This window comes from Algoriphagus lutimaris, from assembly GCF_017051705.1.
Classification (GTDB): Bacteria; Bacteroidota; Bacteroidia; order Cytophagales; family Cyclobacteriaceae; genus Algoriphagus; species Algoriphagus lutimaris.
Genome location: NZ_JAFIDJ010000002.1, coordinates 1,099,679 through 1,113,000, shown reverse-complemented (window position 1 = coordinate 1,113,000; position 13,322 = coordinate 1,099,679). Strand labels below are relative to the sequence as shown.

The window sequence follows — 13,322 nt, the reverse complement described above, 5'->3', positions numbered from 1 at the left end:
ATTTTAAATCAATGCCTTTTGCAAATTGTTTCTAGAAATCATGATTTTATGATTTTATTCGACTTGTTTAATCCCTCAGATACTAGGATATTTGCGCACTGAAAATAAAAGTGATGATAGTAAAGACGAAAAAATACCAACTGGAAACAGGAACTTATATTAAAATGGGATTAACCAGCATTCTTAAAGAGCAATGGTGGGTAATCCTAATCGCCGTAGCCATTATGTGTGGCTATTTCTGGATTCCTTCCATTTGGTGGATTATCGGAGCCTTAATCGCCTATGGCTTGTATGTATTATTTTGGGCAATCCAGTTTACAGGAGTAACTCAGATGGAGCAAAACAAAACCATCTTTGAGAAAATGGCCTACGAAATTGACAGTAGACAAATCTTGATGAAAATCAATACTCGTCAAGGAATGCCAGTGCAATGGAATATGATCAAAAAGGCTGAAGTAAAAAAAGATGCGTATGTACTATACCTATCAAAGGCACAATTTATTCACCTTCCATTCAGAATTTTCAATTCAGATAATGAGCGAAAATTCATGGAAACTATTCTGAAAAGAAAAGAACTGATCAAATAAGAATCAGACCATTTTAATAATAAAGCCTCCTGATTAGGAGGCTTTTATTTTTAATTAGTACTCGTATAAAATCTGTTGTCCTGTATTCCTAATGTTCAATAATACTTGATCTCCTTCAACTTTTAAATCAGCGATATCAAATGCCACCTCTTTGGTGATGTAAGCCTCGCATAACTCCTCATTCTTAAAGAACAAAACCAGGTTTCGTTGAGGAGGATCCGATTCCAACACCTCCCCTGAATCAATGAGCCTGATTTCCCAGGATTCTCCATTACAGCCACCGGAACTGATATTAATGGTTAGGAAATCCCCCTCTATATCCAAAGAATTAATTTTCAGATCATCAGTTATGGCAGCATCAAAAGCCTTTTGATCAATCAAGACCTTTGAATCATCCCACACAAGTTTAGGTCCTTGATCATTATCAGTACAGGAGAAAAATGGAAACCATATAAGCAATACAAGCTGAATCAGTATAAGCTTTTTCATCTGGTGTTTTTCTCCAATACGCTAGTTTATCTTGGATCGCAACGATTGTGTACAAATAGTTGGTAATCCTTTTGGAAAACTATTTTTTCACCATTGGCACTAACTTTTGGCCACATGATAGAGGTTGGAAATTCAGTTAATTGAGTTTTTTGGGACTCTTTAAAGTATACAAGTTGTACTCTCCATTGGCCTCATCAGACATGAAATACAAGTTCCCATTCTGGTCTATACTTGCTCCAAAATCCTTCCCTTCGTAATCTGTGTATTGCTGATAAACTTTGGTCTTGGGATTATATGATTTAATATCTGGATTATATTCTCCTTTGTATCGTTTGCGATGTGCAAAGTTTTTACTTTCCCAACTTTCATTAAAAAAAATCTCTCCGTTGACAGGGCTCACTACCGTATTGTGGACCGTGTTGAAGTAATTTGGAAATAATCGTTTTGGAGTGGACCCTGCTATATTAATTTCAAAAGCAGTATATCGATTGTATCTATTGGAAGTAAAATAAATGGTTTGACTATCCCAACTCCAAGATTCTACTTCATCTGTCGCTTCATGATAGGTCAATTGTTGGATCTCCCCTCCTTCTATGGGCATGATAAACACATCCGCATTTCCAAATTGCTCTGCAGAGAAGGCAAGCCATTTTCCATCTGGAGAAACAGCTGGCCTAGTTTCTTCTCCCTCCATAGCAGTCATTCTATAGGCCTGTCCACCATTTATAGAAACCTTCCATAGATCACCCTCATAGCTGAAAACAATTGTTTCTCCATCGGGAGTCAATGTTGGGGAAAATGTAAAATATGGGGATTTTAATTGTTGAGCATTAACTGTGTTAAATCCTACTAATAAAAGTAGAGCCAAGAATAAGTTTCTCATTACAAGGTGGTTTAAATGAAAAGTATACTAAAGTTAAAAACCCACCATAAATAAAAAAGCCCATCCAAAGGACGGGCTGAATAGAATCAATGATTAAATTTTACATTGATGGCATTATCACTTTATCGATCACATGAACCACTCCATTATCTGCCATGATATCTGCATTAACAACAGTTGCGTCATTAATCATAGCCTTACCATCTTTCAATGTAACTTTTACGGAGCTTCCTTCTACAGTTTTAGCCATCTGACCATTTTTTAAATCAGAAGATAATACTTTTCCAGATACCACATGATAAGTAAGAATCTTTACTAACTTCTCTTTGTTTTCTGGCTTTAATAAACTTTCTACAGTGCCAGCTGGAAGTTGAGCAAATGCTTCGTTAGTGGGAGCAAATACAGTAAAGGGACCGTCACCTTTCAATACATCTACTAAGTCACCAGCTTTGACAGCTGCTACCAAAGTCGTTAAGAAATCCTGTGATACGGCTAGATCTACAATATCTGCCTCCACTTTGGTCTCATGAATTGAATTAACTTTCGGGGTAAATGAGGAAGCTACTACTAACATGGTCAGTGTAACTGCTGCTACTAATTTTCTCATAATTTTTTTGGTAATAGTTATTTTAGTTTACAAGCTAGTAACACGTCTATTAAACAATTGTTTATCAGATTTTTAAATCAAATCGATAAATCTGTATTCCTTCAGCAAAAAAAGAAAAGGCTTCAATAAAGAATTTTTAGATATTTGAGTATGCAAATCAAATTGATCGCTATTGGTAAAACAGATAATCAATCCATCAATTCATTAATTGAGGAGTATACCAAACGCCTAAATTTTTACATCAAATTTGAATTTGAGGTAATTCCCGACCTGAAGAACACTAAATCCTTGTCGGAATCTCTCCAAAAGGAAAAAGAGGGAGAGTTGATTTTGAAGAAATTAACTAACTCCGATGAATTAATTCTTTTAGACGAACGAGGGAAAAGCTATAGCTCCATAGATTTTTCGGCTTACTTACAAAAGAAAATGAATGGGGGGCTGAAACAGCTTATTTTTGTAATTGGAGGACCTTATGGCTTTTCAGATGCTGTATATGCAAGAGCAAATGGAAAAATTTCCATTTCAAAAATGACTTTTTCACACCAAATGATCCGTCCATTTTTTATTGAGCAGTTGTATCGAGGGTTTACAATTCTAAGAAACGAGCCTTACCATCACGAGTAAGCTAATCTGAATTTTCATACAGCAATAATTAGGTGGCTAGCCTAGAAATTGGCTGGCTTTGCCAGTTTATATTTTTACCTCAATGTTAAGTTTTTAGCTTTTTTATTTGCTAATGTTACCAAATTGTTAACTTTACATCATCTGATTAACATAGGCTTCATGTAAGATGAAACATATGATCCTCACATACTTGGCATTTATCGGGCTATATGGAGTCATTTTAGCCCAGGGAAATCTACGTCCTGAGGAAGAATTATTTTTTGAAACTCAGGTGGAAGAGGCCATTTGGCAAAAAGAACAAGAAAATCCCCTGATGCTTTTTACAGCGGTACATGCCAAAGACATTCAATACCAAAAATGGGAAGAGTTAATCCAAGAATTGGATCATAAAAGATCGAAAACCAAAAATGATTACAACTTCCTAAGGTCTATTTTCCAGAAATCACATCAGACCCTTCTCAAAAACTATGTTCAGCATTCTACATTTAATAACATGCTGGAAGAAGGCAATTTTGATTGTGTAAGTGGTTCAGCAACATTAGGGATGCTTTTGGACCGATACAATTACAATTATGAAATCATTGAAACAGATTACCATGTATTCATAAAGGTAGACATCAATGATAAAACGGTCATCTTAGAAAGTACCTTAGCGATTGGAGGAATGATCTCAAGCCCTTCAGAGGTGAGAGCTTACTTGGAAAGTTACCAACCCAAAGAATTTGCTCAATTGGCTTCTTTGACCGAGCGCTTGGGAGATCCTGAACTTAGCCTAGCTGACCATGCCATTTTCAGAAAAGTGTCTCTGACCGAGCTCGCAGGGTTACAATATTATAATGATGCAATTACACATTTTAATGAGCAATCATTTGGATTAGCATCCAAGCAGCTAAGTAAAGCACTGGTTTTATATAACTCAGAACGTATTAAAAACCTTCAGGACCTTGCTAAAGAACAAGCCTATAAGGTTTATGGATACGACATTAAGTAAGAGAATAATAATCAATACCCCTAAAGTAACAAAAGCCCCTTCCAAAGAAGGGGCTTTTGTTTTGGTAAGTTTTACTTCAATTAGTGATGGTGATGTCCATCAGGCCCATGAACATGACCATGGTCGATTTCTTCAGGCTGAGCATCTCGAATAGAAATGATCTTCCCATCAAATTGTAAATCATGTGCTGCCAAAGGTGGATTAAAATCCATATGGACCCCCATGTAATCGATCTTGGTGATTTCACCTTTGATCTGATTCCCTTTGTCATCCTGCATAGGAATCACTGCGCCTACTTTAAGCATTTCATTTTGCTTCTTTCCATCCTTTTTGAAATTTGCCTTAGGGATAATCGTTTTTCTTTCTTCGTAGTAATCTCCATATGCATTTTCAAAATCGATGAAAACAGAAAACCCATCTCCTATCGACTTTCCCGCTAAGGCTTCTTCGAATTTTGGAAAAACAGCTCCTGCCCCAAATAAGAAAAGGAAAGGTTGATTTTCTGGCACATGCTCAAAATCTACCATTCCGGATTCACCATCATCTACCTTGAGTTGATAGGCAATCCCGACGACTTTATTTTTTTCAACAACCATGATATTTTACTTTATCTGAATAAGTATGAAACACCAATTTGAGCCACAAAATTCTTTCGATCATATCCTGGCACAAAATATTGGTCAGGTTGATTCTCCAAGTACCATTTGTAATTCAATGTATTTACATACTGCATTTTTCCACTGATTAGGAAATCACCGACTTTCCAGTCCCCTACAAGGGAAGGAACTAAATCGACATATTTATTTCTCCAGTCTTTGGAAGCTTCGTAACGGTAATAATAAAAATCATTGTTGTAAACAATACGCTCCATTTGAAGTCCAAAACGATTCATATTATTCACCCACGCCAACTCCACAAAAATCACATTACTACCTGGACCATTTCCAGCTCCCAAGACTTGTCCATTATGTGTATATCCATCCCTCACATAATCATGGATATACCAGGTTTCTAAATTCCTGATATCCTCTCTAATTGTCTGACCAGTTTGCGTCATTTCAGAACTGATCTGGAAATAATGACCTGGCTTCTTCAGGCTCATCAAATGAGAAAAACCAAAGGTAAAAGCTCTTCCAGACTCGGGTTCAATCATAAAATCACCTATCCTTCTACTATTGCCATTGGTTCCATATTCCCCATAAAATTCAAAATGACCTTCGGGACTAAGCCATCTAAAAAACCCAGAACTAAACTGCTGCCTTTTATCTCTAATAGGATCGAAGATATTTTCAGGCCCTTTTCTCCCATTAAATATGGGTAATACATCTCCTAAAGTAGACACATCTTTTCGATACATATGGTTAACAGAACCATAGCCCAGAAAAAGTCCGGGGACCCATTTTGGTTGATAGGTAAATACCAGTCCAGAAATGTATCTGTTGCTGTCTTCAGGTTTTGGAATATAAACTGGGTTCTCCTGAATATGATAATCCGAATGAGGTGGTAAATATCCGCTGGATTTTAAAAATCCTGATATAAACTGCCCTTCAAATGAGCCTATTTTCGTCTGTACAGGTTTCCTCGTATTCAAAGTAAAATGAAGGAATCCAGGAGCATTATTCCCGAGCAATAAGGAATTTCTTCTTCCCGGTCCCCACCAAAGGTTTTCTGTTGAAAGTCCCAACGAGAATTCCCGGAAGTTATATCTTAAACTAGACTGACCCCCATAAACTTTATTATATCCTGAGTTTCCAAACCTTTCAGGCATATCAATGCGGTTCATGTACTCATAATAAAATAAAATAGTCGCCTGATGCTCTATTGGAAATCCTTTGTAATCCTTATTAGCTGCCAATAGTAATTCAGGCTGTAACTGGATGCTCCAATTTCCATATTCTGCATACACCCCTGGGCTCAAAATCGTCTGAAACCCTCTGTTAGGAATAAACGCTCCATCGTTTACCCCAAAAGCATATGTAGAATTATACTGAGCTTTCAAAATTGCAGGCAATAGTAAAAATTTACCTTTACGATCTTTCCCAAAATATCTATGGATTTTTGAAGCATCTAAATCTACAGTGGAACCATCAATATCAAATCCATTTTCAAATCCAAAAGATTCTGTAGGGTAGAGAGGGCGAATCATAAAAGACGAACTTGAGTCCACCTTTCCTAATAATTGAGCCCTTCTAAGATATTGATCCAAGACAGGCATACCCATCGGCACAGTCTGCGCTATGGAGGTATCAATTACAAAAAATAATAATCCGATTATTATAAATTTTCTCACAATATTCTTCATCTGATTAGTTAAGTGTGAGTGCTGTAATTTCAATTTTGGAAATAGACCAGGATTCATCACAAACCGGGTCAGGTGAGTTCTCTGCTATAAGGTCAGAATTCATATAAATCCTGACATTAGAGTTACTATGCTCCACAATCTTTGAAATGCTGTATCTGGTACTATAATTATTACTTGCGCCAAATAGACAAAGGCCTGGTAAATTGGTTTGTGTCGCACCTGACTTTGGTACATTCTGTCTAAAGTATGTATTGGGATAAGATTGGTATAGACAATAAGTAGATTCACAAGGTGAGTTAGAGAAAGTAGTTCTAAAAACCTCTTGATTATCTATTCCAAAAAACCAGTAATCCGGTCCGCCTACTCCATCATCAGCATTTCCATCCCAGCTATCATGCACAATAATGTCTATTGTAACTTTAAGAAGATTATGAGAAGGGAGGTCGGAGAGATTAACTGCTACTTCCTCATTATGGTAATATCCGGCAAGTGTGTCTTTTCCAAAAATAAAAAGTTTTCCATTTTCAAAGCCTGCAAGATCCAGTTCCGAAAAATCGTTAGAATATACTATTGTTTCAGACTCTAAAGTATCGGTACAGGAAGTAAGAAATCCTAAGAAAATTATGACTGGTAAGGATATCCAGTTTTTAAACCAAGTGCGAAATGACATGAATTAATATTTGCAGGTAAAAACGTACTGCACAAAGAAACAAAAAACCAGCCAAATGCGGTTTATTCAAACTTTCCTATTTTTCTAAAGATAGACAAAAAGGAATCTTTAATTTTAAATAAATTTTCAAGAATCCACTATGGGTAAATTTACCATTGTCGCTGGTGCTCGGCCAAACTTCATGAAAATAGCACCGATCATCCATGCTCTCCAAAAACAGCAGAAGGAAGGAGCAATCCTCACATTTAGACTGATCCATACCGGGCAGCATTATGATAAAAAAATGTCGGGTGATTTTTTTGATCAGCTCAATATTCCTGAGCCAGATTCAAATCTTGGGGGTGGTGGTGGAACTCAAGCCGAACAAACTGCGGCTATTATGGTGGCTTTTGAAAAAGAACTACTCGAAAACCGTCCCGATCTGGTATTAGTCGTTGGGGATGTAACCAGCACTTTGGCCTGTTCTATCACAGCAAAGAAACTCCAAATCGACGTTGCCCATGTGGAAGGTGGTATCCGCTCCGGTGATTTGACCATGCCTGAAGAAATCAATAGAATGGTAACTGATAGCATTACCGACCACTTTTTTACCACTTCAGAAATTGCCAATGCTAATTTAAGAAATAGTGGTATCACAGAGGACAAGATCCATTTTGTGGGAAATACCATGATTGATACGCTATTGGCGCAAATGCCTCACTTTAAAAAACCAGAGGGAGCAGTTTTTGAAAACTTAAATTTTGGCAATTACTTCGTGATGACCATGCATCGCCCAGCCAATGTAGATCAGGAGCACAAGTTAAAAGCTATGATTGATGCAATACTGGAAGGTGCTGATGGGTTGCCAATCATATTCCCTGTACATCCTAGAACAGCTAAAAACCTAAAAGAAATTGGCATCCAGGCTTCTAATTTATTTATGACTGAGCCACTGAGCTATTTAGAGTTTAATTACTTGGTAAAGAATGCCAAAGGAGTGATCACAGATTCAGGTGGGATTACAGAAGAAGCTTCAGTAATGAATGTTCCTTGTATTACACTTCGGGATAATACAGAGCGAGAAGAAACCATCTTGTTAGGAACCAATGAATTGGTAGGAACAGACCCTAAAAAACTGAAACCTTATTTAAAAAAGGTGATGGATGGGAATTGGAAATCCTACCAAGGAATCCCGCTGTGGGATGGAAAAACCGCTGAAAGAATTGTGAAAATATTAATTGAAAAGTACCCGGATTAAAATGAACGTTCAGGATAGAATCGCACATTTGGCTGTTCAATTAGAGCTACTGCCTCATCCAGAGGGAGGATTTTATAAAGAAACGTATAGATCTCTGGATTTGGTAAAAAGTCCAAATGGGGAGCGAAATCTCTGTACCGTGATCTATTTTCTTTTGACCTCCTCCAATGTTTCAAAATTCCACCGAATACAAAGCGATGAACACTGGTTTTGGCATGAGGGAAGCCCATTAACCATTCATATATTAGATGGCGGATTTCACCATCAGTTGTCCTTAGGCCCAGTAAATACTGCTACAGGATCCTGTCCACAACATCTCGTGCCAGCCGAAAAAATCTTCGGGAGTACAGTGGATGAACCAGATAGTTACGCATTGGTATCCTGTGTCGTTTCTCCGGGTTTTGATTTTCAAGATTTTGAACTTTTCAGCAAAGAGGAGTTGATCAAAGACTATCCTGGAAATGACGAAATTATCAAGCGATTAACATAAAAAAAGGGCTCCCAAAATTGGGAGCCCTTAATCATTGTGGCTATGTAATTCTCTTAGAAAGAGAACGCAACTCTCATCGTGATTTTAGTTCCTGGAGACAATCTTGTAAAGATTTGGTCTTGAGCCTCGTAGGACTTGAACACCATTTCTTTTTTATCATTCAACAAGTTCTGAACACCGAATCCTGCCTGAAGTCTTTCATCTGCTCCAAACGTCTTATTTACGTTTAAGTTTAAGCTGTGGAATGGTACAGTGTAAGTATCTGTTCTGTTACCGAAACCTACATAGTTCAATGTAGATCCTTGAACATTATAGAATAACCCTGCTTCAAGTCCATTGACATAGGATTGGTAGCTAAGCCCTGTATTGATGATGAAAGGTGCTTGACCAGCCATATCACGAGTATCCTTAATTTCCTGACCTTCTCTTGCAGTCAATACCCTTGATCTGTATTCAGACTCAGACATTTTGATCTGAGATTTAGTTACTGTCACGTTCGTATTCCAATTGAAGTTCTCCAATTTAGGAGCGATAAACTTCAAGGACTTTCTGAATTCAAATTCCAAACCTGCTACTGATCCGTTACCTACGTTTCTTGGCTGGAAAGTACCTGGGTCAGAAAGGAACTGAACCATTTCAATTGGCTTGTCAAAAGACTTATAGAATGCACTTACTGAGAACATTTGACCTCTATCTTGGAATGCTTCCCATCTCAAATCGAAGTTATTGATTCGAGTAGAAACCAAGTTACCATCCCATAATACTTCAGAACCTCCATTTGTGGTCTCTGGATACAAACCACCGATGAATGTTCTACCTGTGATTGGATCCAAGATTTCAGCATAAGACAACTCTTTGAAAGATGGTCTAGCAATCGTTCTAGAAGCAGAGAATCTCAAGTTTTGCTTTTCTTTCAAATTGTAGATCAAGTTGACGGTTGGGAAGAAATCCAAATCGTCCAACATAGTCACCAAATCATAATTGATGGTTCCTGTTTGGTTAGTACCAGTATAATACTGATTAAACTGCTCTACTCTCAAACCTAGGATCGCTTTCAAATTGTTTGCTGGATTTGCTTCCACAGATGCATATCCACCAATGTTGGTAGCAATGGATTCGTATTTGTTTGGGTTGATCGGAATAAAGTCCGCATTGTATCTTACCCCGTTTCTGTTATCCGCAGCAAATAGGTTTTCTGGAAGTAAAATCTCATTAGGATCTCCAGTAAATTCGGTGCTTCCTGTCGCAAACTGGAAACTTTGGATGTTAAAGTCTCTGTATTTGAATACATAGTTAGTACCGAACTTCACTTTCGCATCTCTTTGGAATAGAGAAAGATTTCTTGCTACGTCCAATTTACCTACCACACTATACTCTTCTAGATCTCTCCAGATTCTAGCTGGCAAACCTACCTCCGTAGAGATGGTATTTTCAGGTACTCTGAATCTTGTGAACCTGATATCTGGATCTTTGATTGTAGAACGAGTTGGAGCCAACTTCCAGTTTACTTCCCAATCTCTTCCATTCAAGTAATGAGTACCGCCTAATAGAACACTGGTTAATGCTCTTTGGCTATATTCCAGGTTATATTGCTTTGCTGTAAAGTTTGCACCAAGATTAGTGTTTTCGAATTCGAACTCACCAGCTTTAGATTCACCATTCTGAAGGTGCATCAAGTTCAATTTGAACTTTGAATTATCAGTTTTAAGGGCAATTCCAGCTAGACCACCCAACAATACGTTGTTGACACCATAGTCACCTTTTTGTCTTTCCAGTGATTCTAACTCTGTTTCTGTAGCCTCTCTAGGCTTAGCATAAAGATTGAACTCCGCATCTTGATAAAACTCAGTCTCATTCTTATACGTCAATGCGAAATTATATCCCCAAGTAGCCCTTGATCTAGCGATTTGATTTCCTAGAGAGAAACTTACTCCCATATCCATCAAGCTATTGCTTCTATATCCACCTAAGGTCTTATTGAAGTTGCCAAGAATCTCTTGGTACTCTAATCCTTTTGGCCCGTTTGGATTACCAACTACATCCCCGTATTGTGGAATATCAGTTCTTCCTCCTGTTGGAATCTCTCTGGTTCCATCATCGAAACCTAACCAATCGGTGCTGCCACCATCGTATTTTAAATAGTCAGAGTTGAAGTGCATAGAAGGGTTAATTCCACCACTCAAGCTCAACTTCATATTTTTTTCCTCAGGAAAATCTTTTGTTTCAATATCTACTACACCACCAGTAAAATCAGCTGGTAACTCAGCAGTAAATGATTTAGACACTATAATATTATCAATTACGTTCGTTGGAAAGATATCCATTTGGATAGAGTTTCTATCCGGATCAAGACCAGGAATATCTACTCCATTCAATACAGTTTTGGTATATCTATCACCTAATCCACGAACGTAGATATATTTACCTCCTTCAATAGAGACACCAGTAACACGCTTCACCGCAGAAGCAGCATCACCATCTCCGATTTGACGGAAAGTACTTGCAGAAATACCATCCATTAAATTGGCTGCATTTCTTTTTACAGACATCAAAGCAGATTCTGTAGTTCTGATTGCAGTAGCAGCAATCGTTACAGTCTCCAATTCAGAGGCTTCTTCAGCCATGGAGATATCGTTTAATACATTTACTTCTCCTGCTTTTACCTCAACACCTGTCAATTCAACAGTGGCATATGAGATATAAGAAATAGCTAAAGAGTAAGTTCCAGGTTGTACTTGAATTTCGAATTTACCATCGAAGTCAGTAACTGCTCCAGTAGATGTTTCTTTAACTAGCACAGAAACTCCAAAAAGAGGCTCGCCAGTACCTTCTTCGAAGATGGTTCCACGAATAGTTCCTGTTTGTGCAAATGCGAAGCCCGCAATAATCTGGGATAATACCAGAATAATCAGTACAACAATAGTACGTGCCATGAACGGGTTTGTAGATTTATTTTTCATACAGCAAATTGATAGTAACTTGATTCTAGAGTTGGGAAGAAAGACACCTTGCAAGTCCTTTCTTCCCTTTTCTAAAAGGTTTGTTTTAATATTAGAAGTCTGCTAATTCACCAGCTACAGAAGCCCAAGTCCAGCTAGCAAATGCTGACTTATCCGCTCCAACTGTGTTAGCACCAGCGGCTACTGCAGTTGCAAAATCAACTGTTCCCGCTTTGAATACTGTTTCAAGAGTTACACCTTCAGCAAGAGTAGCTTCAAGGTTCATGAATTTTAATTCACCATCAGCGAAAGTGGCTAATGTCTTATCACCGCTTAGGGAAAGATCTCCTCTTCCATCTGTAGTCGCTGGATCAGCAAATCCAAAGAAGTAGATGTTTTCGAAAGTTCCTCTAGCTCCATCTCTGAAGTCACCTAGCTCAGCAACATCGTTACCTTTAATTGTTCCATTTTTTAGTGTGTGACCTGCAGTAGCAGAACCTTCTGGACCATCGATTTCTAATGTGTGATCTGTCTCGCCACCTGCGATTACGATGAAGTTATCTAATGTTCCAGACCATGCTTGATCTGTATCCAAACCGTCATCACCAGGATTCCACACCAACGCGTTTTTCACGTTTACTGCTCCACCGAACCATTCGATTCCATCATCTTGGTTTCCGATTACTTCTAAATTTTCGATGATTGTTCCTGAACCAACACCTCCTAGTGTAAGCCCATTGATTTCGTTTCCTTCACCAATATTAGCTCCACCATGTCTGATAGACACATATTTTAGAACACCTGAGTTATCTTCATCATTAGTCCCACCATAAAGACCATTCGTATCTGATGGTGGAATACCTTCAATTTGAATTTCCGTAACATCACCAGCAAATGAACCTTTGGCATTACCAAGGATCAACAATCCACCCCAAAGTCCAGAAAGGTTTGGCTCAAGGTTTGGGGAAGCGATTTCTCCTGGCATGATTTCATCAGCCACAGTTGTGAAAATGATTGGAGAAGCTGCAGTCCCTTGCGCATCGATTTTTGCACCTCTTGCAATAATCAATGCAGTAGCATTGGAGCCAGTACCAACCTCACCTTTTACAATTACTCCAGGTTGGATAGTCAATGTATTTCCAGCAGTAACTGAAATTCTACCTCCTAGGACATAGACTTTACCAGTTTCCCAAGTGGTATTGGTTGTAATGTTGGAAGTTACCAGTACATTACTTGTATCTTCAGGTTCAGTAACCGGTGTAGGCTTGTCATTACCCTCTATACAGCTAGTGAAACCGAACACGGTCACAGCGAATAGGATGAATAGGGAATTAAACTTTTTCATTGAGTTATTAATTGAATTGTGGTTTCGTTCTCTTTTGATGATACAAAAGTGATCCAATTAATATTCACAATAGAATTATTTGAATTATGCTTTTTTTAAATAAATCGACAGAATTTAATATTGAATTAATAATTCTGGCATAAAAAAAGGCTTCCCTT

General features: G+C 37.9%; 13 protein-coding genes. 5 read left to right on the top strand and 8 right to left on the bottom strand.

The genetic code is table 11. From position 1 onward, the window contains the following. The first annotated feature begins 113 nt into the window (after nucleotides 1-113). Nucleotides 114-587, top strand: a complete 474-nt coding sequence (locus tag JYB62_RS15430; RefSeq protein WP_205646306.1) for a YcxB family protein — start codon at nucleotides 114-116, stop codon at nucleotides 585-587. 54 nt (nucleotides 588-641) lie between these two features. Here JYB62_RS15430 and JYB62_RS15425 read toward each other — a convergent pair whose 3' ends face one another. From JYB62_RS15425 to JYB62_RS15415, 3 genes are all read right to left on the bottom strand, one after another. Further along, nucleotides 642-1,076 (bottom strand): hypothetical protein, encoded by a 435-nt coding sequence (locus tag JYB62_RS15425; RefSeq protein WP_205646305.1) that lies wholly within the window; start codon nucleotides 1,074-1,076, stop codon nucleotides 642-644. A gap of 136 nt (nucleotides 1,077-1,212) precedes the next feature. Further along, entirely contained in the window at nucleotides 1,213-1,959 is a 747-nt protein-coding gene (locus tag JYB62_RS15420; RefSeq protein ID WP_243431595.1) for a hypothetical protein, read from the bottom strand. Nucleotides 1,960-2,059: 100 nt separating this feature from the next. After that, a complete protein-coding gene (locus JYB62_RS15415) occupies nucleotides 2,060-2,566 on the bottom strand; it encodes a fasciclin domain-containing protein (protein ID WP_205646304.1) in 507 nt (168 codons plus the stop codon). A 150-nt stretch (nucleotides 2,567-2,716) separates the two neighbouring features. Between JYB62_RS15415 and rlmH the strand changes: the two genes are divergently transcribed. Further along, a complete protein-coding gene (gene rlmH / locus JYB62_RS15410; RefSeq protein ID WP_205646303.1) occupies nucleotides 2,717-3,190 on the top strand; it encodes a 23S rRNA (pseudouridine(1915)-N(3))-methyltransferase RlmH in 474 nt (157 codons plus the stop codon). Nucleotides 3,191-3,365: 175 nt separating this feature from the next. Continuing rightward, nucleotides 3,366-4,181 (top strand): hypothetical protein, encoded by an 816-nt coding sequence (locus tag JYB62_RS15405; RefSeq protein ID WP_205646302.1) that lies wholly within the window; start codon nucleotides 3,366-3,368, stop codon nucleotides 4,179-4,181. Between the two features lie 80 nt (nucleotides 4,182-4,261). Here JYB62_RS15405 and JYB62_RS15400 read toward each other — a convergent pair whose 3' ends face one another. Genes JYB62_RS15400 through JYB62_RS15390 form a run of 3 tightly spaced genes read right to left on the bottom strand, consistent with a single transcriptional unit; the run spans nucleotide 4,262 to nucleotide 7,153 of the window. After that, nucleotides 4,262-4,777 carry an FKBP-type peptidyl-prolyl cis-trans isomerase gene (locus JYB62_RS15400; protein WP_205646301.1) on the bottom strand — a complete coding sequence of 172 codons (516 nt, stop codon included), beginning with the start codon at nucleotides 4,775-4,777 and terminating at the stop codon, nucleotides 4,262-4,264. A gap of 11 nt (nucleotides 4,778-4,788) precedes the next feature. Continuing rightward, on the bottom strand, nucleotides 4,789-6,483 hold the full coding sequence (locus tag JYB62_RS15395; protein WP_205646300.1) for a capsule assembly Wzi family protein: 1,695 nt from the start codon (nucleotides 6,481-6,483) through the stop codon (nucleotides 4,789-4,791). A 4-nt stretch (nucleotides 6,484-6,487) separates the two neighbouring features. Beyond that, nucleotides 6,488-7,153: a hypothetical protein gene (locus JYB62_RS15390; RefSeq protein WP_205646299.1), complete on the bottom strand. Its 666-nt coding sequence runs from the start codon at nucleotides 7,151-7,153 to the stop codon at nucleotides 6,488-6,490. Nucleotides 7,154-7,292: 139 nt separating this feature from the next. On the opposite strand from JYB62_RS15390, the gene wecB reads away from it, so the two are divergent. Together wecB and JYB62_RS15380 are read left to right on the top strand one after the other, a co-directional pair. Next, nucleotides 7,293-8,390, top strand: coding sequence for a non-hydrolyzing UDP-N-acetylglucosamine 2-epimerase (wecB, locus tag JYB62_RS15385; protein WP_205646298.1), 1,098 nt, complete (start codon nucleotides 7,293-7,295; stop codon nucleotides 8,388-8,390). A gap of 1 nt (nucleotide 8,391) precedes the next feature. Next, nucleotides 8,392-8,880 (top strand): cupin domain-containing protein, encoded by a 489-nt coding sequence (locus tag JYB62_RS15380; RefSeq protein WP_205646297.1) that lies wholly within the window; start codon nucleotides 8,392-8,394, stop codon nucleotides 8,878-8,880. A 53-nt stretch (nucleotides 8,881-8,933) separates the two neighbouring features. Here the strand turns inward: JYB62_RS15380 and JYB62_RS15375 are convergent, their stop codons facing one another. Both JYB62_RS15375 and JYB62_RS15370 read right to left on the bottom strand, forming a co-directional pair. Further along, nucleotides 8,934-11,813 carry a TonB-dependent receptor gene (locus JYB62_RS15375; RefSeq protein WP_205646296.1) on the bottom strand — a complete coding sequence of 960 codons (2,880 nt, stop codon included), beginning with the start codon at nucleotides 11,811-11,813 and terminating at the stop codon, nucleotides 8,934-8,936. A gap of 118 nt (nucleotides 11,814-11,931) precedes the next feature. Further along, entirely contained in the window at nucleotides 11,932-13,164 is a 1,233-nt protein-coding gene (locus JYB62_RS15370; RefSeq protein WP_243431594.1) for a hypothetical protein, read from the bottom strand. Nucleotides 13,165-13,322 lie beyond the last annotated feature (158 nt).